Source organism: Roseovarius sp. B08, from assembly GCF_051417955.1.
Classification (GTDB): domain Bacteria; phylum Pseudomonadota; class Alphaproteobacteria; order Rhodobacterales; family Rhodobacteraceae; genus Roseovarius.
Genome location: NZ_JBPRLW010000001.1, coordinates 2,975,527 through 3,000,428 on the forward strand (window position 1 = coordinate 2,975,527; position 24,902 = coordinate 3,000,428).

The window sequence follows — 24,902 nt, forward strand, 5'->3', positions numbered from 1 at the left end:
CGTCGTCACCGTCACGATCCGCAAGCGATCGGAAATTTCGCTGACGAGGATAGTGTGCGCCGGCGGCTCTTCAATGTCAATTTTTCCTGACACACACGCATAACACGAAACCTCAACCCCATGTTTCTGAACGGCAATCTCCACCTGGAATACGCCAATGCTCCATTGAATGAACCTAACCGACTTCCGTGATTCGGGTTACCGAACCACCACATAGTGTTGACACCACGCGACGCCGCAAAGTGTAAATTTTAATTGACACTCTGGTGGGCCGCACCCTAGCATCAAACCAGAATCTCATGGCCTGAGAGGGGGAGTCCATGTCGCTTCGAGCGTCATCAAACGCGAACCGCGCCCTGCTCTACACACCCGAGCAGCGCGTCCGCCGCGACGCCAGTATCTGGACCACCGTGCAGGGCATCCTCGCCCCCGCCCAATTCCTCGTTTTCCTGATCTCGCTCGGCCTGGTGATCCGCTACCTGTCAACCGGCGAAGGCTACATGCTCGCCACCTGGTCTATCCTGATGAAGACCGGATTCCTCTACGTGATCATGATAACTGGCGCGATCTGGGAAAAATTGTTTTTGGTCAGTATCTTTTCGCAGCTTCCTTCTTCTGGGAGGATGTCTTCAGCTTTGCCGTCATCGCGCTTCACACCGCGTATCTCTGGGCACTGTTCACGGCCTCCCTCACGCCCCAAGGCCTGATGATCCTGGCGCTCGCCGCTTATGCCGCCTACGCCTTCAACGCCGCCCAATTCCTGCTCAAACTGCGCGCAGCTCGACTGCAATCGGCGGGCCTGTCCGAGGTCCCGGCATGACGGACGTCTCCACGACTCTTCCGGCCGCCGGATGCCGCGACGCCCCGGTCCTGAAACAGCGCGGCCAGCACGAGGTCTTTTGCGGCCTGACGGGAATCATCTGGCTACACCGCAAGATGCAGGACGCGTTTTTCCTTGTCGTGGGCAGCCGCACCTGCGCCCATCTGCTGCAATCCGCCGCCGGCGTGATGATCTTCGCCGAGCCGCGTTTCGGCACCGCCATTCTCGAGGAGACCGATCTTGCCGGCCTTGCCGATGCCCAAACCGAGCTTGAGCGCGAGGTTGCCCGCCTGCTGGAGCGCCGCAAGGATATCCGCCAGCTTTTCCTCGTCGGCTCCTGCCCGTCCGAGGTAATCAAGCTGGACCTTGCCCGCGCCGCCGAAAAGCTCTCGCTGCAATATGCGCCGCATGTGCGGGTGCTGAACTACTCAGGCTCTGGCATCGAAACGACCTTTACCGAGGGCGAGGATGCCTGCCTCGCCTCGATGGTCCCTGTCTTGCCGGAGACGGACGAGCGTCAGCTTCTCGTTGTCGGCGCTCTGCCCGACGTTGTCGAGGACCAGATGCTCGACCTTCTGTCCAAAATGGGCATCGACACCGTGAAAGTGCTGCCAGCGCGCCGCGCCGACAGCACTCTCGCGGTTGGTCCCAACACCTCTTTCATCCTTACCCAGCCTTTCCTCGGCGGCACCCTCGCCGCACTTGGAAAGCGCGGGGCGCGTCACATTCCTGCGCCTTTCCCGTTCGGCGAAGAAGGCACCACCGCGTGGCTTCGCGCCGTGGCAATGGAGTTCGGTGTCGACATCACCCTGTTCGACACTGTAACACACGCGCCCCGCGCACGGGCCAAAAAAGCGATCTCGCAGGCGGCGGAGAAACTGGACGGCAAATCCGTCTTCTTTTTCCCCGACAGCCAGCTCGAGATACCGCTGGCCCGGTTCCTGACCCGCGAATGCGGGATGACCGCCCTCGAAGTCGGCGCGCCCTATATCCACAAGGGCGTCGTCGGCCCCGACCTCGACCTGCTGGAAGAGGGCCCGACGCTCTCCGAGGGCCAGGATGTCGAGATGCAGCTCGACCGCTGCCGCGTGGCCCAGCCCGACCTGACGGTCTGCGGTCTCGGCCTCGCCAACCCGCTCGAGGCCGAGGGACTGGCCACCAAGTGGGCCATCGAACTGGTCTTCACCCCGGTGCATTTCTACGAACAGGCAGGCGACCTTGCCGGCCTCTTCTCGCGACCCCTGCACCGCCGTGCCAAGCTGCGGCTAGAGGCGGCGGAATGAAGCTGTCGGTCTGGACATACGAAGGCCCGCCGCATGTGGGCGCCCTGCGCGTCGCCACCGCGATGAAGGGCCTGCACTACGTCCTGCATGCGCCGCAGGGCGACACCTATGCCGACCTTCTCTTTACCATGATCGAGCGGCGCAACCACCGCCCGCCTGTCACTTATACAACATTTCAGGCCCGAGATCTGGGTGCGGACACGGCAAACCTTTTCAAAACCGCGGCTCAGACAGCCTATGACCGGTTTCAACCTCAGGCGATAATCGTCGGCGCCTCCTGCACGGCCGAACTGATTCAGGACGACCCCGGCGGCATGGCCGAACAGATGGGTCTGCCCTGCCCCGTGATTGCGCTGGACCTGCCCAGCTACCAGCGCAAGGAAAACTTCGGCGCGGACGAAACCCTGTTCCAGCTGGTGCGGCACCTCGCCCGCCCGATGGAGCGTACAGGCCACGTCACCGCCAACCTCATCGGTCCCACCGCGCTGGGCTTCCGCCATCGCGACGACATTACCGAGGTGACCGCACTGCTCGAGGACATGGGCATCTCGGTCAATGTCTGCGCACCGTTCAATGCGACGCCCGAGGATCTGACGCGGCTGGGCGCTGCGCATTTCAACGTGCTGATGTACCCCGAAACCGGCGAGGCCGCTTGCCGCTGGATGAAGCGTGAACTGGACCAGCCGTTCACTAGGACCGTCCCCATCGGTGTCGGCGCCACCCGCGATTTCATCGCCGAGGTGGCCGAGATCACGGGGCACGAGCCAAACCTCTACGACAGCCGCCTGCGCCTGCCGTGGTACTCGGCCTCGGTCGATTCCACCTATCTCACCGGCAAGCGCGTCTTCCTCTTCGGCGACGGCACCCATGTCGCCGCCGCCGCCCGCGTCGCCCGAGACGAGATGGGGTTCGAGGTGGCCGGCCTTGGCTGCTACAACCGCGAGATGGCCCGCCCGATCCGTGCCCTGGCCAAAGACTACGGCGTCGAGGCGCTGATCACCGACGATTACCTCGACGTCGAACAACGGATCGAGGAACTGGCGCCCGAGATGATCCTCGGCACCCAGATGGAGCGCCATATCGGCAAGCGCCTCGGCATCCCCTGCGCCGTCATTTCCGCCCCCGTCCACGTTCAGGATTTCCCCGCCCGCTACAGCCCGCAGATGGGCATCGAGGGCGCGAACGTCATTTTCGACACCTGGGTGCACCCACTGGTCATGGGGCTGGAAGAGCACCTGCTGCACATGTTCCGCGACGATTTCGAGTTCCACGACGACGCCGGCGCCAGCCACCATGGTCACAAGGCGGTCGACCGCAAGGCGGAAGACCGTCCCGGGCTTGACCCGGGACCTATCGCCCATCCGGCCGAGAAACCGCAGCCAGCCAACGACAACAGTTCGATCACCTGGCTCGACGACGCGGAAAAAGAACTGAAGAAGATCCCCTTCTTCGTGCGCGGCAAGGCCCGCCGCAACACAGAAACCTTCGCCGCCGAGCGCGGCATGACGCAGATCAGCCTCGACACGCTTTACGAGGCAAAAGCCCATTATGCGCGATGATGCCATGATAAGCCGTCCTTACAAGGTCGTGATCCTGACGCTGGACAGCCACGCCGCCGGGTCCTGCGAACGCGCGGCGCTCAATCTCGGCATGGATTTCCCGGGGCTGGAGCTCAAGGTCCATGCCGCCGCCGAATGGCGCGAAAGCGACGCCGCCCTGGCCGCCGCCCGCGCCGATATCGCCACGGGCGACATCCTCATCGCCAACCTTCTTTTCCTCGAAGACCACATCAACGCGATCCTGCCCGACCTAGAGGCGCGGCGCGAGGATTGCGACGCGCTGGCGGGCATCATCGCCGACGCCAAGATCGTGCGCCTGACCCGTATGGGCACGCTCGACATGCAGGCGCCCGAATCCGGCACCCGAAAGCTGATGAAAAAGCTGCGTGGCCAGACCAAGCAGAATGTCGACAGCGGCGCCAAGAAGATGAAGATGCTGCGCCGCCTGCCGCGCATCCTCAAGCTGATCCCGGGCAAGGCCCAGGACCTGCGCGCATGGTTTCTGACGATGCAATACTGGCTCGGCGCGTCGGACGAAAACGTCGAAGGCCTGATCCGCTTCCTCGTCTCGCGCTACTGCCGCCATGACGAGTGGCGCGGTGCCCGCGTTGCCCTGCCGGTGGAATACCCCGATACTGGGTTGTACCATCCCGACCTGCCCGACCGCATCACCACCGACCCCGCCGACCTGCCCGGCCACATCCCCGGCGCATTCACCGTGGGCCTGCTGATGATGCGCTCCTACGTGCTGTCGGGCGACACGGCGCATTATGACGCCGTCATCCGCACCCTCAACGCGCGTGGGCTTAACGTCCTTCCCGCCTTTGCAGGCGGTCTCGACGGACGTCCGGCAATCGACGCGTTCTTCCGGAATGAAGCTGGCCCAAAGATCGACGCGCTGGTGTCCCTCACCGGCTTCAGCCTCGTGGGCGGTCCCGCCTATAACGACAACGACGCGGCCATTTCGGTACTCAAGAGCCTCGATCTGCCCTACATCGCCGCCCACCCGCTGGAGTTCCAGACGCTGGGCCAATGGGCCGCCTCGCCCCAGGGCCTCGGCCCGATCGAAACGACGATGCTCATCGCGCTGCCGGAACTCGACGGTGCGACCTGCCCCACGGTCTTTGCTGGCCGCCATGGCCCGGCAGGCTGCGACGGCTGCCACCGCAAATGCAGCGCGGCTCCCGACACCAAGGCCATGGCTCCCCTGTCCTGAACGCATCGACAGCCTGGTGGAGAAGACCGAACGCCTGATCCGCCTGCGCCGCCGCAAACTGGCGGAAAAGAAAATCGCCATCGTGCTCTTCGGCTTTCCGCCGAACGCGGGCGCCGTGGGCACCGCCGCCTATCTTTCCGTGTTCGAAAGCCTGCACAACATCATGCTGGAAATGCAGGCCCAAGGCTACGACATTGAGGTACCCGAAACCGTCGACGCCCTGCGCGCCACCGTCCTGCAAGGCAACGCCGCTCAATACGGGCAAGAGGCCAATGTCGCCGCCCATGTCAGCGCCGACACCATCGTCGCCCACACGCCCCACCTTACCGAGATCGAAAAGGTTTGGGGCCCCGCTCCCGGCAAGGTGCAATCCGACGGGCGCGGCGTCTTCGTGCTGGGGCAGAATTTCGGAAAGGTCTTCGTCGGCGTCCAGCCCGCCTTCGGCTACGAGGGCGACCCGATGCGCCTCCTGTTCGAGCGCGGCTTCGCACCCACCCATGCCTTCGTGCAGTTCTACCAGTGGCTGCGCAACACGTATGAAGCCGACGCCATCCTCCATTTCGGAATGCATGGCGCACTGGAAATCATGCCCGGCAAGCAGGCGGGTCTTGGCCCCCGCGACTGGCCCGACCGCCTGATTGGCGAGATGCCCAACATCTATCTATATGCCGCCAACAACCCGTCCGAGGCCAGCCTCGCCAAGCGCCGCTCGGGCGCCGTCACCATTTCGCACCTCACCCCGCCCCTGGCCACCGCCGGCCTCTACAAGGGCCTGGCCGAGCTGAAAGACAGCCTGACCCGCTGGCGCGCCACACGTCCCGGCGCATCCGAACGCGCCGATCTGGAAACGCTCATCGCCGAACAAGCCGAGGCGGTGGATCTGGGCGGCTCGGACCCGGAAACGCTTTGGCTCAAGCTCCTGGAGACCGAGGATGCACTCATCCCAGAGGGTCTGCACGTGGTGGGCCGGCGCATGTCCGACACGGCCCGCACCGAGTATCTCGATCTCATGGCCGACGCAGATGCCGAGACCCGCGCCACTGCGGACAAACACCTCAAACAAAGCACCGAGATCCCCGCCCTCCTGCACGCTCTTGCGGGCGGCTTCACACCCCCGGTGCACGGCGGCGACCTCATCCGCTCGCCCGATATCCTGCCCACGGGCCGCAATATCCACGCCTTCGACCCCTTCCGCATGCCCAGCGAATTCGCCTGCCGCGAAGGCGCGGCACAGGCGCAGCTTCTGCTGGAAACGCACAAGACCCTGCCGCGCACCGTGGCGATCGTCCTCTGGGGCTCCGACAATATCAAATCCGACGGCTCCCAACTGGCACAGGCGTTAGCCCTGATGGGGGCCACCCCCCGCTTCGACAGTTTCGGGCGTCTCTGCGGCGCGGACCTGATCCCACTCACGGAGCTGGGCCGTCCGCGCATCGACGTCATCATGACCCTCTCTGGAATCTTCCGCGACCTTCTCCCCCTGCAAACCAAGCTGCTGGCCGAGGCCGCGCTCAAGGCCGCCCAGGCCGACGAGCCGGTCGAACAGAACTTCATCCGCGCCCACGCACTCGCCTATGCCGAGAAGATCGGCTGCGACCTGCAAACCGCTGCCTTGCGCGTTTTCTCCAATGCCGAGGGCGCCTATGGCTCGAACGTCAACATGATGGTCGACAGCTCCGCCTTCGACGACGAGGACGAACTGGCCGACGCCTACCTGTCGCGCAAATCCTTCGCCTACGGTGTCGACGGCAAGGCCGCGGCCAACGACAAACTGCTGCAAACCGCGCTTGGCGACGTGGAACTGGCCTACCAGAACCTCGAATCCGTCGAACTGGGCGTCACCACCGTCGACCACTATTTCGACACGCTGGGCGGCATTTCCCGAGCGGTGAAGCGCGCCCGCGGCGGTGAAGAGGCGGCGATCTACATCTCCGACACTACGCGTGGGGCGGGCAAGGTGCGCACGCTGGCCGACCAGGTCTCGCTGGAATCCCGCTCCCGCGCCCTGAACCCCAAGTTTCACGAGGCGCTTATGCAACACGGCGCCGAAGGCGTCCGCCAGATCGAAAGCGCCTTCACCAACACGATGGGCTGGTCCGCCACCACCGGCCAGGTCGAGCCCTGGGTTTACCAGCGATTGTCCGAGACCTTCATCCTGGACGCGGACATGCGCCAGCGGCTGTCGGATCTCAACCCGACCGCCTCTTCCCGCATGGCCAACCGCCTGCTCGAGGCGCATGACCGCGCGTATTGGCAGCCCGACGAGGACACTCTCTCGGCCCTGCGCAACGCCGCCGACTCCCTCGAAGATCACCTCGAAGGAGTCGCCGCAGAATGACACGCAATACCGAAAGGACAGGCGACATATGAGCCCTCGCGACGACATCCCGGCCCTCCGGGGCCAAGACGGCGAAGGATCGGTTCAGGTTCACCAGGACCCATCGATGAAGATCGAAGGGGCCAAGGTCTTCTCGGTCTACGGCAAGGGCGGGATCGGCAAGTCGACCACGTCCTCGAACCTGTCGGCGGCCTTCGCCAAGATGGGCAAGCGCGTGCTTCAGATCGGCTGCGATCCCAAGCATGACAGCACCTTCACCCTGACCGGCCGCCTGCAGCCCACGGTGATCGACATTCTGAAAGAGGTCGATTTCCACCCCGAGGAACTGCGCCCCGAGGATTTCGTGGCCGATGGCTGGGGCGGCGTGAAATGCGTCGAGGCGGGCGGTCCGCCCGCCGGCACCGGCTGCGGCGGCTATGTCGTGGGCCAGACCGTCAAGCTGCTGAAACAGCACCACATGCTGGAAGACACCGACGTGGTGATCTTCGACGTGCTGGGCGACGTGGTCTGCGGCGGATTCGCGGCCCCCTTGCAGCACGCCGACCGCGCGGTCATCGTCACCGCCAACGATTTCGACAGCATCTACGCGATGAACCGCATCATCGCCGCGGTGCAGGCCAAATCGGCCAACTACAAGGTGCGGCTGGCGGGCTGCGTCGCCAACCGCTCGCGCGAGACCAACGAGGTCGACCGCTATTGCGAGAAGGTCGGCTTCAACCGCATCGCGCATATGCCAGATTACGACGCCATCCGCCGCTCGCGTCTGAAGAAGAAAACCCTCTTCGAGATGCCCGACGAGGAAGACATCGTCATGGCCCGCAAGGAATACGTCCAACTGGCCGAGACCCTCTGGCGCGGCACCGAACCGCTGGCCCCCGCCCCGATGGAAGACCGCGACATCTTCGAATTGCTTGGTTTCGATTGATGAACAACGCCGCAACATATCGCACCGCCGTCCCGGCCCTGAGCCGGGACCTCCCGGCCAGCGTGGAGGACTCGGATCAAGTCCGGGGCGCGACGCGCGCAGGGGCACGGCATGACCTATGACCGCACGCTCACCCGGGTCGAGACCTATTTCGACAAGACCGCCACCCGCACGTGGGAGACGCTGACCAGCGACGCGCCGGTCTCCAAGATCCGGGAAACCGTGCGGCGCGGGCGGGACGCGATGCGCGAACAGATGCTGTCGCGCCTGCCCAATGACCTGCGCGGCGCGCGCATCCTCGACGCGGGCTGCGGCACCGGCGCCATGACCACCGAACTCGCCGCGCGCGGGGCTGACGTGGTGGCGGTCGACATTTCGCCCTCGCTCGTGGGCATCGCGCAACGGCGCCTGCCCGAAACGCTGGCACACCGCGTGACCTTTCACGCCGGCGACATGCTGGACGAGGGGCTGGGCCGGTTCGACCACGTTCTGGCGATGGACAGCCTGATCTATTACCGCGACGCCGATATCGCCCGGTCGCTGGCGACGCTCATGGCGCGCACCTCGGGCCGGATCGTCTTCACCATCGCCCCGCGCACGCCGCTGCTGATGAGCATGTGGTACGCGGGCAAGCTTTTCCCGCGCTCGGACCGGTCGCCCACGATGATCCCGCACAGCCCCGCGCGCCTGTCGCGCGCCTATGCGCGGGCCGAAGGCATCGGCAGGCTCGCACCGCTCCAGCGCGTGACCTCGGGTTTCTACATTTCCCACGCGATGGAGGTGACTGCATGAGCCGTCCGTCGCCCCTCAAGCATCTCAGCCTGCGCGCCCTGCCCTTTGCGGACGCGGCCAGCGAGGGGTTGCCGATCGGCGAGCTACTGCGCCTGTCGCTCTTTCAGGTGTCGGTGGGCATGGCCACGGTGATGCTGCTGGGCACACTCAACCGCGTCATGATCGTCGAGCTTTCCGTCCCGGCCACCATCGTCGCCGTGATGATCGCACTGCCGGTCCTGATCGCGCCCTTCCGCACGCTTCTGGGCTTTCGCTCGGACACCTACCGCAGCGCTATCGGCTGGAAACGTGTGCCCTACCTCTGGTTCGGCTCGCTCTGGCAGATGGGCGGTCTTGCCGTGATGCCCTTCGCGCTTCTGGTCCTGTCGGGCAATACCGTGCACGACGTGCCCTTTGCGGGCGAGGTGCTGGCAGGGTTGGCCTTCCTGATGACCGGCCTTGGCCTGCACATGACGCAAACCGCCGGTCTGGCGCTCGCCACCGACCGCGCCGATGAGACAACGCGCCCGCGCGTCGTAGCCCTGCTTTACGTGATGTTCCTGCTTGGCATGGGGATCTCGGCCATCGTTATCGGCTGGCTCCTGCGCGACTTCAGCGAACTGGCCTTGATCCGCGTGGTCCAGGGCGCGGCGCTTGCAGGCATCGTCATCAATCTCATCGCCCTGTGGAAACAGGAAAAAATGGCGCCTATGACCAAGGCCGAGCGCGCCGCCCCCCGCCCCCGCTTTGCCGAGGCCTGGGCCGACCTGATGGCGGGCGGCCAAGCCGGGCGCCTTCTGGCGGTGGTCTTCATCGGCACGATGGCCTTCAACATGCAGGACGTGCTGCTGGAACCCTACGGTGGCGAGATCCTGGGCCTCTCGGTGTCGTCCACCACGCTTCTGACCGCGCTCTGGGCCGCCGGCGCACTCGCAGGCTTTGTCTGGACCGGGCGCTCACTGGCGCAGGGGCGCAACGCGCACCGGCTGGCAGCCCTCGGCGTGCTGATCGGCATCGCGGCCTTCGCCATCGTCGTCTTCGCCGCACCGATGAACTCGACCGCTCTGTTCTTTGCCGGGGCCTGCCTGATCGGGCTGGGTGGCGGTGTCTTCGCTGTCTCGACCCTGACGGCCGCCATGACCATGACGACCCAAGGCAAGGCCGGCCACGGCCTGGCACTCGGGGCCTGGGGTGCCGCGCAGGCCACGGCGGCAGGGCTCGCCATCGCGTTCGGCGGCGGCATCCGTGACGCGGTCAACGCCGCCGCGACCTCCGGCGCCTGGGGCGAGGTACTGAACACGCCGGCCACCGGCTACACTTTCGTCTACCACACAGAAATCGCCCTTCTCTTCGTCACGCTCGCCGTCATCGGGCCACTGGTGCGCAACCCGCGCGCCGCCACCCATTCTACCCCATCGGAGGCGGCCCGCATCGGCCTGGCCGACTTCCCGACATGATGTGCCGATCCATGGAAAGGATATGCCATGAGTAATGCTTTCTTCGCCAACTTCGATCTTGCCAGTCTTTCGATCTGGCTGTTCTGGATCTTCTTCGCCGGGCTGATCATCTACATCCAGCGCGAGAACATGCGCGAGGGCTACCCTTTGGAAGATGATGACGGCAACCTGTCCGCCAACCAGGGCTTGTTTCCCGTCCCCGGCGACAAGACCTTCATCCTGCCCCACGGCCGGGGCGAACTGACCGTCCCGTCGGGCCAGCGCGGCGACCGCCCGAACATCGCCCTGCAAAAGACCGCCGCAGGCAACGGCTTTCCGTTCGAACCCACTGGCGATCCGCTCGCCGATGGCGTCGGGCCGGCGTCGTGGGCCAACCGCGAGGACGTGCCGGAACTCGACGGCCACGGTCACCCCAAGATCGTGCCGATGGGCGCGAACGAGCACTTTCAGGTGGCTGCGGGCCGTGACCCGCGCGGCCTTCCCGTGGTGGCCGGCGACGGCGAGGTCGTGGGCATGATCACCGACCTCTGGGTCGACGAGCCCGAACAGCTTGTCCGCTACCTCGAGATCGAACTCGATGGCGATCACGGCGCGGGCAAGCGGCTGGTGCCGATGACCCTCACACGGATCAAGAGCAACCACGTCAAGGTGCTCAAGCTCTACGGCAAGCACTTCGCCGGCGTACCGAAACACGCCTCACCGAACCAGGTGACCAAGCTCGAGGAAGACAAGATCTCGGCCTATTACGGCGGCGGCACGATCTACGCCGACGACGCCCGCCTCAACCCCAAGCTGGGCTGAGCGGACAGGCGGACGAAGGAGATGACGATGCCCCATGACGATTTCCAAGTGGAACCGGTCCCCGGCCTGCCAGAGCGCCCGCCCGAGGGTGAACATATCCTGTGGCAGGGCCGGCCCAACTGGTGGGCGCTGACGGTGCAATCGCTCAACCTCTACTGGGTGGTGGGCTATTTCGTGATCCTTTTCGCCTGGCGCTTCGTCACACTCTTCGACCAGGTGGGCATGGCTCACGCGTTTCGGGTGTCCTTTCCGTTCCTGGTCATCGGTGCGGTGGCGGCGGCGCTCTTGTTGCTGATCGGCTACGTGCAGGCCCGCGCCACCGTCTACACCATCACCAACCGGCGCGTTGCGATGCGCGTCGGCGCGGCGCTGACCGTCACGCTGAACCTGCCCTTCAGCCGCATCGCCAGCGCCGATCTGGCGCTGCGCCGCTCGGGCAACGGTACCATCGCGCTCGACCTGATGGACCCGCCGCCGCTCAGCTATCTGACCTGCTGGCCGCATGTGCGGCCCTGGCACGTGCGCAAGCCGCAGCCCGCGCTGCGCGCCATCGACGACGCCGCCCGTATCGCGCGCCTCATCGCCGAGACCGCCGAGGCGCAGCTCAACACGCCGAAACTCGCCCGCAGACCGGCCGCAACCGACACCGGCGCGGACGACATCGCCCCCGGCGCCGTACCGGCGGAATGAAAAGGACCTGACACCGCATGGCCCAGACCGACCACATCCACGCCCCCCCCAGGACGGCCACGACAAGGAGCTTGTCCCGCGCGTGTTGGTCTTCGCGGTCTGCACCTTCGTGCTGATCGTTCTGGCGCTGGTCACGTGGTCGCGCCTGTCGGGCCAGCCGGTCACCTACACGCCGCCCACCGGCGCGATCACCCACGAACGCACGTTCAACCTGTCCGGCGACATGTCCGGCAGAGCCACCGTGACCGAACTGGACGGCACGCTCATCGCCGAGCTGAACCCGAAAGAGGGCGGGTTCATCTCGGGCGTCTGGCGCGTGATCCAGCGCGAGCGCACCAAACACCGCGTAGCCCTGACAGGCCCGCTGACACTCGTCCGGTACGACAACGGACGCATCGCGATCCACGACCCGTCCACGGGCTGGAATGCCGACCTCATGGGGTTCGGCATCGACAACGCCAAGGCCTTTGCAAGGCTCCTGGCACAATAGCAAAAAGGAGACGCCAAAATGGGATGGCTGACCAAAGACATAGAAAGGGCGCCCTGCACGGTCGAAGTATCGCATTGCTTTGACTCCCTGCACGCGCATGTACGGTTCAACAACGGGGCGGTGATCCACCCCGGCGACGAGGTGAAGGTCCACGGACCCGAGATCATGGCGCCCTTCGGCGAAGTGGTCAGCGAGGAGCGCGAGGCCACGATCCTTCGCGCCAGCAAGCTGGAACAGCTATGGACCCGCCTCACGGGTGATTTCGAGGTGATGGAGCTGTGCGAGTTTTCCTTCTCCGAGGAGGTCACGCTATGAACATGCAAACCACGAAGCACACCGCCGACGCCACCACCGTTGAAGAGGGGCTCGCGATCGCCGAAGCGCAGGATCGCCAGTACAACGATGAAATGGCGACCGAAACGGCCATGTCCAACACGCTGCTCACGCCGCGTTTCTACACCACCGACTTCGACAAACTTGACGCCATTGATGTAAGCCCCGTGCGCGCCGACTGGGACAAGCTGATCGACCAGATGGAAGCCGACCCCAACAAGGGCCATTTCAAGAAGAACGAGGACTGGGATCATGTCGACTGGGAGGGAATGGATCCCGCCCTGAAGAAGGAATTCGTCGACTTCCTGATCTCAAGCTGCACCGCCGAATTCTCGGGCTGCGTGCTCTACAAGGAAATGAACCGCCGCGGCAACAACCGCGACATCACCCAGCTTTTCCAGCTCATGGCCCGCGACGAGGCCCGGCATGCCGGCTTCATCAACGACGCATTGCGCGAGGCCGGTCTGCGCGTGAACCTCGGCTTCCTGACGCAGAAGAAGAAATACACCTACTTCCAGCCCAAGTTCATCTACTACGCCACGTACCTGTCGGAAAAGATCGGCTACGCACGCTACATCACCATCTACCGCCACCTCGAGGCCAACCCCGAGCATCGCTTCCACCCGATCTTCAAGTGGTTCCGCGAATGGTGCAACGACGAGTTCAGCCACGGCGAGGCCTTCGCCCTGCTGATGAAGACCGACCCCCGGCTGACCTCCGGCAGAAACGTCTACTGGATCAAGTTCTTCCTGACAGCCGTTTACGCCACGATGTACGTGCGCGACCACCAACGCCCAGCGTTTCACAAGGCGCTCGGCGTCGATCCGGACTGGTACGCACACGAGGTCTTCACCAAGACATCCGCGCTGACCAAGCAGATCTTCCCGATCACGCTGGATATCGAAAGCCCGAAATGGCAGCCGCTGCTGGAAAAACTGCAAAAGGCCAATGTCGACCTCGACACCGCGCGTAAGGAGGGCGGACCGATGGGTTTCGTCAAGCGTCTGTCGGCGCAGGCCCGCGCAGGTACCGCCTTCGTGCGGCTGATGCTGATCCCGGCGAAGTCGCACAAGGTGCCGAAAAACGTGCGGCTGGAGCCGGCCTACTGATGCGCAGGTTTCGACATATCCACCAACCCGCCCCGGACTTGGTCCGGGGCCTCTCGGCGGCAGAGGTCCCGGGTCAGGCCCGGGACGGTGAGGCCCGATGCTGACCTCGCCCTGGATCGAGGCCCTCGCGGCCCTTTTCCTCTGGTGGTTCTCCACCGGGGCAATCCTCATGGTGGTGCGCCACGCCGACCGGGCGGGCGGCCGGGCGCGCATGTTCTGCCTTTTGTCCTCACTGCCGGTCCTGGGGCTGGGGCTCTGGGGCTTCGCGGCCACCTTGCCTCAGACCTCTCTGCTTGCCGCCTACGGGGCGTTCCTCGCCGCACTGGCGGTCTGGGGCTGGGTGGAACTCACGTTCCTGACCGGCATGATCACCGGCCCCAACCTGCGCAACTGCCCCGACCGCCTGCCGGAATGGGAACGTTTCATCCGGGCCTGGGGCACCGTGGCCTATCACGAAACCCTGCTGACGATGATCTTCCTCGCGATGTGGATATTCGCCGCCGGCGCGGCGAACACCGTCGGCCTCTGGACCTTCACGATCCTCTATTTCGCGCGCATCTCGGCCAAGCTGAACCTCTATTTCGGCGTGCCACGGATCAATACCGAGTTCCTGCCCAAGGCGCTTGGCCACCTCGCCAGCCATTTCCGCATCCAGCGACTGAACTGGGTCTTCCCGTTTTCCATTTCGGCCCTGACCTTTGCCGTCGCCTGCTGGCTCGAGCGGCTTTACGCCGCGCAGACCGGCGCCGAAATCGTGGGCTTCGCCTTGCTGGCCGCCCTCGCGGGACTCGCTCTTCTCGAACATTGGCTGATGGTGCTGCCATTGCCCGATGCCAAGCTCTGGCGCTGGATGCTACCCGCGCCCAAGACCCAAAACGACAAAGCAAAAAGACCGGAGGAATCCCATGGATTTTGATGCCATGTTCAACGCGCAGCTCGGCGCACTCAAGAAAGAGGGCAACTACCGCATCTTCGCCGAACTTGAACGCCGTTGCGGCGATTTCCCCCGGGCGCGCAGCCATGACGCCGACACCCCCGACGAGGTCACCGTCTGGTGCTCGAACGACTACCTGGGGATGGGGCAGAACGACCATATCCGGCAAGTCATGAAGGACGCGATCGACCAGTGCGGCACCGGCGCGGGCGGCAACCGCAATATCTCGGGCACAAACAAGTATCACGTTGCGCTTGAACACGAACTGGCCGATCTGCACGGCAAGGAAAGCGCCCTGCTCTTCACCTCCGGCTACGTGTCCAACTGGGCCGCGCTCGGCACGCTGGGCGCCCGCCTGCCCGATGCCGTGATCCTCTCGGACGAGCTGAACCACGCCTCGATGATCGAAGGCATCCGCCACTCACGCGCGCAGAAACGCATCTGGAAGCACAACGACCCCGAAGACCTCGACCGCCAGTTGGCCAAGCTGCCCGCCAACGCACCCAAGATCGTGGCTTTTGAATCAGTCTACTCCATGGACGGCGACATCTGTCCGATGAAGGAGATCGTCGAGGTGGCCGAGAAGCATGGCGCCATGACCTATCTCGACGAGGTCCATGCCGTGGGCCTCTACGGCCCGCGCGGCGGGGGCGTCAGCGAACACGAGGGACTGGCGGACCGCATCACCCTGATCGAGGGCACTCTGGGCAAGGCCTATGGCTGCATGGGCGGCTACATCACCGGCTCGGCTGCGATGTGCGACTTTGTCCGCAGCTTTTCCTCGGGCTTCATCTTCACCACCGCCCTGCCGCCTGCGGTGGCCGCCGCCGCGCAGGCCTCGGTGGCCTATCTCAAGCAGAGCCGGGCCGAACGCACCGCCCAGCGCGACCGCGTCACCTATCTGCGTGCCCAGCTCAACAGGCGCGGCATCCCGCACATGGACAATCCCAGCCACATCATCCCCGTGATGATCAAGGACCCGGTCAAGTGCCGGATGCTGTCTGACATCCTGATGCAGGACTGGGGCATCTACGTGCAACCGATCAACTATCCCACCGTGCCCAAGGGCACCGAACGGCTGCGCTTCACCCCCGGCCCGCTGCACAGCTACGAGGATATCGACCACCTGGTCGAGGCGCTCGGCGTGCTTTGGAAGCAATGCGCCATCGCCCATGCCGTGGCCTGATTCATGAAACGACGCGCCGGCATGCAACACAGGGCCGTTCGATGCGGTCGTTTCTCGATCCATGGCCACTTGACGCCGCCCGATCCACGCTATCTCGACACTTCAGCCAAACGTTTGGAGGATATCATGAAGATCCACGTTACAGCCATCGCTCTTGCCAGCCTCGCCGCACCTGCCTTCTCCCAAGACGGTGACGCCGAAGCCGGCGAAAAAGCCTTTCGCCAGTGCAAGGCCTGCCACGTTGTCGTTGACGAGTCAGGCGAGGCCATCGTCAAGGGCGGCCAGGTCGGCCCCAACCTGTATGGGCTTGCCGGCCGCACCGCAGGCTCCGTCGAGGACTTCAACTATTCTGACCTTCTGGTCGCCGCCGGCGAAGCCGGGCTGGAGTGGGATCAGGAAAGCTTTACAGGCTACGTCCAGGACCCGACACCATGGCTCCAAGAATACACCGGCGAAGACGGTCGCGGCAAGATGACCTATCAGTTGCGCAAGGAAGAAGATGCCGCGGATATCTGGGCCTTTCTCGCCTCGGTCGGCCCCGAAAGCTGATCAATAATCCCGCGTTCCAGAAGGCCGCCCACGGGGGCGGCCTTTTTTTGTGCCGTGGCCTACGCGACGTGCTAGGATAGGCTCGCAACAGGGAGATGCGCCATGATCGCAGGGGCACACGCAATTCTGTGGCTGCGCGAGGACGGTTCGGGCAATGACGCCTGCCGCTTCGCCGATGCCGAGGGGGGCTACCTGATCGACGGCTCGTCGACCGACGCGGAAGGAGGCGTGCTGCGATACCGCATCCGCGCGCGCGAAGACGGCACCACACGCCGCGTCCGCATAGGCAGAAAATCCCGCCTCGAACTGCGCCGCAAGAAAGACGGCAGCTGGACGCACAACGGCACGCCCGTGCCCGATGTGCTAGGGGCGACGGACATCATGCTCGATTTCACGCTGGCGACCTTCACGCTGCCGATCCGCCGCCTTGCGCTCAGGCCTGGTGACCAGTCCGAAATCATGGCGGCAAGATTGGACGTCTCCACCGAAAAGCTCAGCCCGCTCCATCTGGTATTCCGCCGCCTCTCGGACGACGCCTACGAGATCGAAACAGCCGAAACGGGCGCAACCATCCGGGTTTCTGTCGACGATCAGGGTATAGTTCGATCGCAACCGGGCCGCTGGACCGCGCAAGCCTGAGACGATCTATCCCGCGATCTGAACAGACAGCATCCAGATCCCCATGCCCAGCATCACCAGGTTCTCGGTCAGCGAGATAACACCCAGAGGCACGTTCGATCCACCGCCGACGCAGGCGCAAGTCAGTTCCCGCTTGTCGATATAGACAGCCTTGAACACGCTCCACCCGCCGACGGCCCCGATGAAGATCGCCACAGGCGCCACCAACCATATCAGGGCGCTGCCCGTACCGATCAGCGCCATCATCCCCACGCCGGCGTAAAGCTCGGCAAAAGGATACGTGTAGCCATAAGGCACATAGCGCTGCGCCAGCAGGTCATAACCCAGAAAGCCGTTCACGAAACCTTCGACATCCTGCAACTTCTGGATTGCCAGGGCGACCATCGATCCTGCAAAGAACCATTTCAGCCAGGTCAGCACCGGAAAGCCGTCATAAAGGTTCAGCACGATCGCCAATGCCATCAGCGCCGTGCTGGCAAAAATCGCGATGACGGGGATGTATGTCGTCTCGCCTTCTTCCAGAACGCGATAGCCGAAATGCGCTTTCAGTTCGCTGTAACCGCCGATACGTTCGCCGTCGATGAACGTCTGCGGCGTTGTCTCGACCCCGTGCGCTGACATGAAGGCATCGGTCTCCTCGCGCGTCGTCAGGGGATTGTCGTCAATCTCGTACCCCCGCCGTTTCAGCATCGACAACGACTTCAGCCCATACGGGCACAAATGCCCCGGCATCACCATCCGATAGAGCGACGCGGTCTTCTTGCCGCCCTCGCTCTTGGCGCGGGCCGTGTCGGGGCCGTCGATCGTGTCCGTTGCCGTCATCTTAAAAGCCCTTTGGGTGCTTCTTCTCCAACGTACAGAGCTGTCCCGCGATGCACGCGGTCGCCTTGCCACTCTCTGACTCAACGGAAAGAAAGGCGGTCGGTTCCGACCGTCACCGCCGGACGCACGACGCGCCGTTTCAAAAATACTGCGTCAGCCCACCGCGTTCAGCGACACGACCTCCGCCGCCCGGCCCACAGCGGCCCGCGCGGTTGCGGCGATATCTGCTGGTGTCAGGCCCGCTTCGGCATACATGTCCTCGGGGCTCGCCTGGTCGATATAGCGGTCCGGCAAATGCATTGTGCGCACCGCCATTCCCCGGTCGAACGCGCCCTCCGCGGCCAGCGCCTGAAGCACCATCGCCCCGAAACCAGCCATTGCGCCCTCCTCCACCGTGATTAACGCCCTATGATGCCTGGCCAAATGGCGGATCAACTCCATGTCCAGCGGCTTGGCAAAGCGTGCATCGGCCAGCGTGACCGACAGGCCGTCAGCCTCCAACGCGGCGGCTGCAGCCTGGCACTCCGTCAAATGCGCGCCGTAGGACAGGATCGCCACGTCGTCGCCGTTCTGCAGCATGCGGCCCTTGCCGATCTCCAGCACCTCGCCGCGTGCGGGCAGATCAACCCCCGTGCCCGCCCCGCGCGGATAGCGAAAGGCAATCGGTCCTTCGTCATGCGCCGCCGCCGTCGCTACCATATGGGTCAGCTCTGCCTCGTCGGCGGCGGCCATGCACACCATCCTCGGCAAAGCGCCAAGATACCCGACATCGAAAGCACCTGCATGGGTCGGCCCATCGGCCCCCACCAGTCCCGCCCGGTCGATCGCGAACCTAACCGGCAGGCCTTGCAACGCCACGTCATGTACCACCTGGTCATAACCCCGTTGCAGGAAGGTCGAATAGATCGCGCAGAACGGCCGCAGCCCGCTTGCCGCCATCCCGGCGGCAAAGGTCACCGCGTGCTGTTCCGCGATACCCACGTCGAAAACGCGACTGGGAAACCGCTCGGCCATGATGTTCACGCCCGTGCCCGACGGCATCGCCGCCGTCACCGCAACGATGTTCGGATCGCGCGCCGCCTCCTCCGTCAGCGCCTTGCCGAAGACCGAGGTATAGGACGGCGCCCCGCCCGATTTCTTGGTCTGCACGCCGGTCTCGGGGTCGAATTTCGCCACCCCGTGCCCGCAATCCGCGCTGGTTTCTGCGGGCGCGTATCCCTTGCCCTTCACCGTGCAGACATGGATCAGCACCGGCCCAGTGGCCCGTGTCCGCGCCGCGCGCAGGACCGGCAGAAGTTGCCCCATGTCATGCCCGTTGATCGGGCCCACATATTCGAACCCCAGCTCCTCGAACAGCGTCCCGGACTGGCTCACGCCCGTCACAAGCTGCCGCGCCCGCTTCGCACCTTCGCGCATCGGCGCGGGCAGCGCCGCCTCGAACCCCTCGGCCAGGCTTTTCACCCGCGCTAAAGGCTCGTTGGCGTAAAGCCCGCTCAGGTACGACGACATCGCCCCCACGGGCGGCGCGATGCTCATCTCGTTGTCATTCAGGATCACGAACATCCGCCGCCCCTCGGCGCCCGCGTTGTTCATCGCCTCATAGGCCATGCCCGCACTGATCGCCCCGTCCCCGATTACGGCAATCGCATCGCCCGTCGGTCGCCCCATGTCGCGCCCCACCGCAAATCCCAGCGCCGCACTGATCGAGGTCGAGCTATGCGCTGCTCCGAACGGGTCGTACTCGCTCTCCTTGCGCTTGGTGAACCCGCTCAGACCATCCTTCTGCCGCAGCGTCCGGATACGATCCCGCCGGCCGGTCAAAATCTTGTGCGGATAGCATTGGTGCCCGACATCCCACACCAGCTTGTCCATCGGCGTGTTGAAGACCGAATGGATCGCCACCGCCAGTTCCACGACGCCCAGCGACGACCCCAAATGCCCGCCCGTCTGCGAGACGGCGGAAATGACTTCGGCGCGCAACTCGTCGGCCAGCGCGGCCAGATCCTCATCGGGCATCTGCCGCAAGTCCTGCGGCCCCGCCACGCGGTCCAGTATCGGTGTGTGTGGTGTGGTCTGTTGCATCGCACCCCCTCAAGGTGAGTTCCGGCGCGGCACGCAAACGGCTGCAAGCAGCGCAGTGTGACAGGCCGGGCGATGCGTGTCGCCCGGCCTTTCGTTTTATTGCCCGTAATCCGGCTCGCCCGAGGTCGTGGCCAGCTCCGGCCAGTCCTGAATGACGTTCGTCCCCTGAAGCGGCTTCTGATAGCCCTTATGGCATGTCCGGCACGCCGCCTTGGGCGCATCGCCGTACTTCGGACCCAGCCGGTGTTCCGGCAACAGCCCTTCCAGCGGGATCAGGTAGTCGTTGTTCAGTTCTTGCACCATCTGGATACCCAGCAACTCCGTGGCCCATTGCGGGGTCACCTGGGCCCCGTCATAGAACGCGCGGGAGTTGTGGCAGAAGACACAGTTCACACCCAACGAGTTGGAAATGTAGTTCATGAAGGCGTAGGTGCGTTCGGTATGCTGGATACCGGGGTAGCCGTCGACGCCCGGCACGCCTTCGACACGGCTCTCCAGGTCGTGCACCTTGATGGAATCGCCGTCGACCAGGTAGGTCTGCAACGCGTCCGACGGCAGCGAGGTATAGCTCGACAACGGCGTCACCCGGTTCTGCACCGCACCCCAGCCTTCGACCCGCTCGTTAACCGGGCTGATATTGAACCATACGTCGGTCGGAACCGGTTGACCGCGGTGGCAGGTGTAACAGGTCACACCCACCTCCGCGTTGGCATTGACGTGCGCATCCCAGTTCTCGTTCAGGTTCTGGGTCATCGCAATCATGGTATACCCCACCGAGGTCTGGTAGCTGTCCATGTCCTCGAAGAGGTCGGGAATTCCCGTCCACTGCTGCATCGCCGCCAGAAGGCGGTCGTAGTTCTCGACCGTCAGCCCCTCCAGCCCCGGCGGCACGTTCTCACGCGCATCGTCGGCCAGTTCTTCTCCACCCTGTGGCACCACCGGGTCCGAGCGCATGGCCATGTAGCCCTCGATGCCCGGATCGCGCGCGGCAAGCTCCGACTTGAACTCAGGCACCGACATGCCGGTGCCTCGTGGTCCCGTCTGAAGGCTGTCGACCGCGCTCGACTTGTCGGCCGAGACCAGCCAGGCCGCCACCAGGACCGCCGCCCCCACGACGCCGACCGCAATAGCGGGGCCGTAGATGTTCGCGGGGTTGTCGGAGTTCCACTTGTTGAACCAGTTCGGTAGCATGGCTCAGTCCTCCTCGCCGATGAAGGCTTCGTAAGACCCGTAGGCCTCGTAGCCGTAAGAGCCATCGTAAGCCGGTGCAAAGTTGTGCTCCTGCGCCCAGATGAACCAGTTGTCCACAACCGTCCCGGTCAGCAGGATGCCGATCCCGCCGGTCACCGGCGTCAGCACCGCGAACCACCACGCCCAGCGGTGAATGCCTTCCATCGTGGCGTTGAAGCCCATGGTCCAGCGCCAGAAAAGCGCCGCGCGTTCCGTGGCCGTGCCCCGGTCGACGATCTGCTCCAGCTCCCGGTCGCCGCCATAGCGCGTGACCGCCAGGATGGTCGCGCCGTGCATCGCGAACAGCAGCGTCGAGCCGTAAAGGAACACGATGCTCAGGCAGTGGAACGGGTTGTAGTAAAGGTTGCCGTACCGGATCGAGAACGCCGTGGTCCAGTCAAGGTGCGGGAAGATGCCGTAAGGCACCGCCTCGCTCCACGATCCCATCAGGATCGGGCGGAAGAGGTTCAGCACCAGCATCAGCCAGATCGCACTCGCGAAGGCCCAGAAGACGTGCTTGCCCATCTTGTGCTGCGCCGCCAGCAGGTAGCTGCGGATAAGCCATGTCATCACGCTGACAAGCAGAAGGAAACTGGCGATGATGAACCAGCCCCCGTCATTCAGCGGCGGGATCGACAGGCCATGTTCAGGCCCCGGCGGCTCCAACGCCAGCCAAAAGCCCTGGCGCAGGAATTCCGGAATCGACCAGTCGACCTGCGCCAGCATGTTGAAGCCGACGATGTTGAGCGCCAGGATGAAGGTGACCGTGCTGACAAGCCCCGTCCAGCCCAGGTAGATCGGCCCGATCTGAGCGTTACCCAACCAGCCCACCAGGTTGCTGAACCGCGGCCTGAACCCCCGCTCGTCCATCATGTGATTGTCGTTGTCCATGCCCCACTCGGGATTTCCCCGGACCTGGACCTGCGTGAATATGTTCTGATACTCGATCATCTCCTATACTCCCATCTGCGATGGCCAGATCGGCAGTTCGAGCCACCAGTCCCACCATTCGGGCCAGCCCTTGGTCCAGACCGGGCCGCTGATGATGATGCAAATCGCCGACCAGAAGCCCGCGTTCAGCGCCAGCAGCAGGCCGAGGCGGTGGATGCCCAGCGTGCCGACCGAGTAGCCGATGAAATCACGGAAAAACGTGTCCTCGTGGTCCGGCGTCTTCATGACCTCGCCGTTTTCCGGGTTGGCCGCCGACAGGATCAGACCGCCATGCAGCGCGAGGGCCAGCGTGGTGGTGAAAAAGAACGTCACCGCCAGCATGTGCGCCGGGTTGTAATGGAAATGCAGGTACGCGTAGCCGGTGTTGCTGACCCAATCGAGGTGACTGAAGATCCCGTACGGGAACCCATGCCCCCACGCGCCCATCAGCACGGGCCGGAACACCACCAGCGTGACATAGGCGAAGATCGCGACGCCGAAGGCGAAGGGCACATGATACCCGATCCCCAGCTTGCGGCAGATCTCGACCTCGCGCAGCGCCCAGCTGCAGAAGGCCCCGATCGCGCAGATCGTGATGATCTGCCACAGACCGCCCTCCATCAGCGGCGCCGCGCCCAGGCCGTAGGAGAGGTCTGGCGGCGCAATGTTGATCAGCCATGGGTTCCACGTGCCCTGGTGGGCCGCCCCCCAGAAGATCAGGATGGTGCCAAGAAGCGCAAAGAACGCGCCCAGCACGCCGAAAAAGCCCACGTAGAACGGCCCGACCCAGAAGTCGAACAGGTCGCCTCCGATCAGTGTCCCCCCGCGGACCCGGTATTTTCTCTCAAAGCTGAGCAACGCCATTGTTTCTCTCCGCGTTTTCGGCCGGCCAGCGATGCCCGGCCGTCACTCTTCGTTCGGTTTGTTGCGGGCGGGCCGACCCGCCCGCAACGATGTCTGACGATTGTCTTGGATCACTCGGACGCCGCAGCGCGGGACGCTGCTGCATTCTCGAACCAGTTGACGCCGTTCGACAGAACCACCAGGTGGATCATGACGGCCAAAAGGAACAGGAATACGCCTTGTGCTACGAACACGCGGCGCGGATCGAAAATGAGCCAGATCTTGTAGAACTTCGACATTTTCTTTCCTTCCTCAGAACCAAGGCGCCCAGATGTACGTCGCGATGTGCGCGATGACCGCTACCAGTGTGAAGAGCGTAAGGCCGCTCATGTACACCGAATGCAACTCCTGGGCTTGCTCGTCGGTACCGGGGGGTGGTGTTTGTTTTGGGTTTTTAGAATACTCTGCTTGCTCGTCGGTAAGACCTGTAAAGGACAGGTCGGTGTTATCAGCCATGAACTTTCCTCCGGAACGTTATGCTGACGCCGCGAACCCCGCGGCCGGGTTTCCCTCGGGCCCCCTTTCCGGGCCAGCGCATAGGCTCCATCACGGCGCCGCTTCAACAGCCCCAGCGCCGCGCCCGCGCGTAGCAACTGAGCCATCCGATCAGCGGGCACGTCATGCCGAAAGCCCAGCGCCTCGGCACTGCGCGGTCCGTCCAGCAACGCACGCAGAATCCCGGTCTCGACCAGCGAGCCCAGCACCTGGGCGGCCACGAACCCCTGCAAAAGATCGAAAATATCCGCGCCGTCGCGGCGCGCCATACTCCTGCCGAAGGGCAAGGCGCTGGCGAAATTCTGAAATCCCGGCTTTGCGATCTGCCGGTTGATCCATCCCGTCAGCCCGGCGCGGCGCGGCACCCGAGGCTCCTGCACCGCCACGGCGCGTTACGCCCGATAACGTGCGGGCAGCTTCGGCATGATCGCCTGCGCCTGCAAGCGTACCATCTCGGCCAGCGCCGCCTCGCCCGGGCAGGACGGGATCGAGGCGATCGCCCCCGCCAGGATATCCCTCAGCCGCGCCACCGCGCCTTCGACACCGTATTCCGCCACCGCGTTGGGCCGTCCGTGCAGGTCGTCCTGACCCACGGGCTTGCCCAATGTCTTTTCGTCCAGCACGGCATCGCGCAGATCATCCGCCACCTGGAACGCCTCGCCGATCAACGCCCCGAGGTCGCCCCAGGGTTCCGCATCATGCCCCGCCGAAATCGCGCCCATTTCCGTGGCCGCGATGAACAGCGCCGCCGTCTTAGAGCGGTGATAGGCCACAAGGTCCACCTTCCGCTCGCTTTCCCAGCCCTGCCCCGCGCAAATCCCGCTTGGCATCCCCGTGCGCCTCGCCAGCGCCTGCATCAGCCGGGCCGCGCGCAACGGGTCGGCCTCTGCGACCCGTGCCAGAACATCGAACGCCAGGATAATCAGGCTGTCCCCTGTCAGCACCGCCAAGGGCTGCGAATAGGCCTTGTGCACAGACGGCTTGCCGCGCCGCAGATCGGCATCGTCGAAACAGGGCAGGTCGTCATGTACGAGGCTGGCGCAATGGATCACCTCCAGCGCTGCCGCTGCGGCATCGCTCACGTCAGGCCGATCGTCGCCGCAGGCCATCGCTACCGAGATAAGTATCGTCGGCCGTATGCGCGCCCCGCCCGGCAGGCAGGCGTATCCCAAAGCCTCGCTGAGTTGCGCCGGAGCCTGCCGTCCCTGCGTCAGGTCCAGTGCACGCAAGACGGCGGCTTCGATTCTCTGCGAAAGGGGCATGGGACGCTCCTGATCAGACAAATGTCACCATATGGAGACAATCTTATTGTAAATCATACTGGACACTTCGCCGTTTCG

Annotated in this window: 22 protein-coding genes and 3 pseudogenes; 16 read left to right on the plus strand and 9 right to left on the minus strand. The window is 64.4% G+C overall.

Features of this window, described 5'->3' with window-relative positions; translation table 11 throughout:
• Window positions 1-320: 320 nt before the first annotated feature.
• The 16 genes and pseudogenes from bchF (at window position 321) to ACSQ76_RS15290 (ending at window position 17,100) form a co-directional block, all read left to right on the plus strand.
• Window positions 321-820: pseudogene (bchF, locus tag ACSQ76_RS15215) on the plus strand (2-vinyl bacteriochlorophyllide hydratase).
• The gene (locus ACSQ76_RS15220) at window positions 817-2,103 is read left to right on the plus strand and encodes a ferredoxin:protochlorophyllide reductase (ATP-dependent) subunit N (protein ID WP_437157247.1); all 1,287 of its coding nucleotides are present in this window, start codon (window positions 817-819) and stop codon (window positions 2,101-2,103) included. The pseudogene bchF and the gene ACSQ76_RS15220 overlap by 4 nt, the downstream one beginning before the upstream one ends.
• Window positions 2,100-3,662: a ferredoxin:protochlorophyllide reductase (ATP-dependent) subunit B gene (gene bchB, locus ACSQ76_RS15225; RefSeq protein WP_437157248.1), complete on the plus strand. Its 1,563-nt coding sequence runs from the start codon at window positions 2,100-2,102 to the stop codon at window positions 3,660-3,662. The genes ACSQ76_RS15220 and bchB overlap by 4 nt, the downstream gene beginning before the upstream one ends.
• A pseudogene (locus tag ACSQ76_RS15230) lies at window positions 3,652-7,216 on the plus strand (magnesium chelatase subunit H). The gene bchB and the pseudogene ACSQ76_RS15230 overlap by 11 nt, the downstream one beginning before the upstream one ends.
• Before the next feature lie 28 nt (window positions 7,217-7,244).
• Window positions 7,245-8,141 (plus strand): ferredoxin:protochlorophyllide reductase (ATP-dependent) iron-sulfur ATP-binding protein, encoded by an 897-nt coding sequence (bchL, locus tag ACSQ76_RS15235; protein WP_152493171.1) that lies wholly within the window; start codon window positions 7,245-7,247, stop codon window positions 8,139-8,141.
• Window positions 8,142-8,252: 111 nt separating this feature from the next.
• A complete protein-coding gene (gene bchM, locus ACSQ76_RS15240; protein ID WP_437157249.1) occupies window positions 8,253-8,933 on the plus strand; it encodes a magnesium protoporphyrin IX methyltransferase in 681 nt (226 codons plus the stop codon).
• Complete coding sequence (locus ACSQ76_RS15245; RefSeq protein WP_437157250.1) at window positions 8,930-10,369, plus strand: MFS transporter; 1,440 nt, start codon at window positions 8,930-8,932, stop codon at window positions 10,367-10,369. The genes bchM and ACSQ76_RS15245 overlap by 4 nt, the downstream gene beginning before the upstream one ends.
• Before the next feature lie 27 nt (window positions 10,370-10,396).
• Window positions 10,397-11,170, plus strand: coding sequence for a photosynthetic reaction center subunit H (gene puhA / locus ACSQ76_RS15250; protein ID WP_437157251.1), 774 nt, complete (start codon window positions 10,397-10,399; stop codon window positions 11,168-11,170).
• A 27-nt stretch (window positions 11,171-11,197) separates the two neighbouring features.
• A complete protein-coding gene (gene puhB / locus ACSQ76_RS15255) occupies window positions 11,198-11,860 on the plus strand; it encodes a photosynthetic complex putative assembly protein PuhB (protein ID WP_437157252.1) in 663 nt (220 codons plus the stop codon).
• A gap of 82 nt (window positions 11,861-11,942) precedes the next feature.
• The gene (gene puhC, locus ACSQ76_RS15260) at window positions 11,943-12,350 is read left to right on the plus strand and encodes a photosynthetic complex assembly protein PuhC (protein ID WP_437157253.1); all 408 of its coding nucleotides are present in this window, start codon (window positions 11,943-11,945) and stop codon (window positions 12,348-12,350) included.
• Between the two features lie 18 nt (window positions 12,351-12,368).
• The gene (locus ACSQ76_RS15265; RefSeq protein ID WP_306129541.1) at window positions 12,369-12,665 is read left to right on the plus strand and encodes a hypothetical protein; all 297 of its coding nucleotides are present in this window, start codon (window positions 12,369-12,371) and stop codon (window positions 12,663-12,665) included.
• On the plus strand, window positions 12,662-13,792 hold the full coding sequence (gene acsF / locus ACSQ76_RS15270) for a magnesium-protoporphyrin IX monomethyl ester (oxidative) cyclase (RefSeq protein WP_437157254.1): 1,131 nt from the start codon (window positions 12,662-12,664) through the stop codon (window positions 13,790-13,792). The genes ACSQ76_RS15265 and acsF overlap by 4 nt, the downstream gene beginning before the upstream one ends.
• Window positions 13,793-13,889: 97 nt before the next feature.
• Window positions 13,890-14,708: a putative photosynthetic complex assembly protein PuhE gene (gene puhE, locus ACSQ76_RS15275; RefSeq protein WP_437157255.1), complete on the plus strand. Its 819-nt coding sequence runs from the start codon at window positions 13,890-13,892 to the stop codon at window positions 14,706-14,708.
• Window positions 14,698-15,912, plus strand: coding sequence for a 5-aminolevulinate synthase (hemA, locus tag ACSQ76_RS15280; protein ID WP_437157256.1), 1,215 nt, complete (start codon window positions 14,698-14,700; stop codon window positions 15,910-15,912). Before puhE ends, hemA begins: the two co-directional genes overlap by 11 nt.
• Window positions 15,913-15,915: 3 nt before the next feature.
• The gene (locus ACSQ76_RS15285; RefSeq protein WP_437157257.1) at window positions 15,916-16,461 is read left to right on the plus strand and encodes a c-type cytochrome; all 546 of its coding nucleotides are present in this window, start codon (window positions 15,916-15,918) and stop codon (window positions 16,459-16,461) included.
• A gap of 102 nt (window positions 16,462-16,563) precedes the next feature.
• A complete protein-coding gene (locus ACSQ76_RS15290) occupies window positions 16,564-17,100 on the plus strand; it encodes a putative glycolipid-binding domain-containing protein (RefSeq protein ID WP_437157258.1) in 537 nt (178 codons plus the stop codon).
• Window positions 17,101-17,106: 6 nt separating this feature from the next.
• Here ACSQ76_RS15290 and ACSQ76_RS15295 read toward each other — a convergent pair whose 3' ends face one another.
• From ACSQ76_RS15295 to ACSQ76_RS15335, 9 genes and pseudogenes are all read right to left on the minus strand, one after another.
• A complete protein-coding gene (locus tag ACSQ76_RS15295) occupies window positions 17,107-17,838 on the minus strand; it encodes a MauE/DoxX family redox-associated membrane protein (RefSeq protein WP_437158217.1) in 732 nt (243 codons plus the stop codon).
• Window positions 17,839-18,075: 237 nt separating this feature from the next.
• Complete coding sequence (gene dxs, locus ACSQ76_RS15300; protein WP_437157259.1) at window positions 18,076-20,004, minus strand: 1-deoxy-D-xylulose-5-phosphate synthase; 1,929 nt, start codon at window positions 20,002-20,004, stop codon at window positions 18,076-18,078.
• Between the two features lie 96 nt (window positions 20,005-20,100).
• Window positions 20,101-21,195, minus strand: a complete 1,095-nt coding sequence (gene pufC, locus ACSQ76_RS15305) for a photosynthetic reaction center cytochrome PufC (protein ID WP_437157260.1) — start codon at window positions 21,193-21,195, stop codon at window positions 20,101-20,103.
• Window positions 21,196-21,198: 3 nt separating this feature from the next.
• Window positions 21,199-22,185, minus strand: a complete 987-nt coding sequence (pufM, locus tag ACSQ76_RS15310) for a photosynthetic reaction center subunit M (protein WP_306129533.1) — start codon at window positions 22,183-22,185, stop codon at window positions 21,199-21,201.
• A gap of 3 nt (window positions 22,186-22,188) precedes the next feature.
• On the minus strand, window positions 22,189-23,028 hold the full coding sequence (gene pufL, locus ACSQ76_RS15315) for a photosynthetic reaction center subunit L (protein WP_437157261.1): 840 nt from the start codon (window positions 23,026-23,028) through the stop codon (window positions 22,189-22,191).
• Window positions 23,029-23,138: 110 nt separating this feature from the next.
• A complete protein-coding gene (gene pufA / locus ACSQ76_RS15320; RefSeq protein WP_152493186.1) occupies window positions 23,139-23,306 on the minus strand; it encodes a light-harvesting antenna LH1, alpha subunit in 168 nt (55 codons plus the stop codon).
• Window positions 23,307-23,319: 13 nt separating this feature from the next.
• Window positions 23,320-23,523 (minus strand): light-harvesting protein, encoded by a 204-nt coding sequence (locus tag ACSQ76_RS15325; RefSeq protein WP_437157262.1) that lies wholly within the window; start codon window positions 23,521-23,523, stop codon window positions 23,320-23,322.
• 83 nt (window positions 23,524-23,606) lie between these two features.
• Window positions 23,607-23,831 (minus strand): annotated as a pseudogene (locus tag ACSQ76_RS15330) (methyltransferase family protein); the annotation flags it as partial.
• A 123-nt stretch (window positions 23,832-23,954) separates the two neighbouring features.
• The gene (locus ACSQ76_RS15335) at window positions 23,955-24,824 is read right to left on the minus strand and encodes a polyprenyl synthetase family protein (protein ID WP_437157263.1); all 870 of its coding nucleotides are present in this window, start codon (window positions 24,822-24,824) and stop codon (window positions 23,955-23,957) included.
• Window positions 24,825-24,902: the final 78 nt, after the last annotated feature.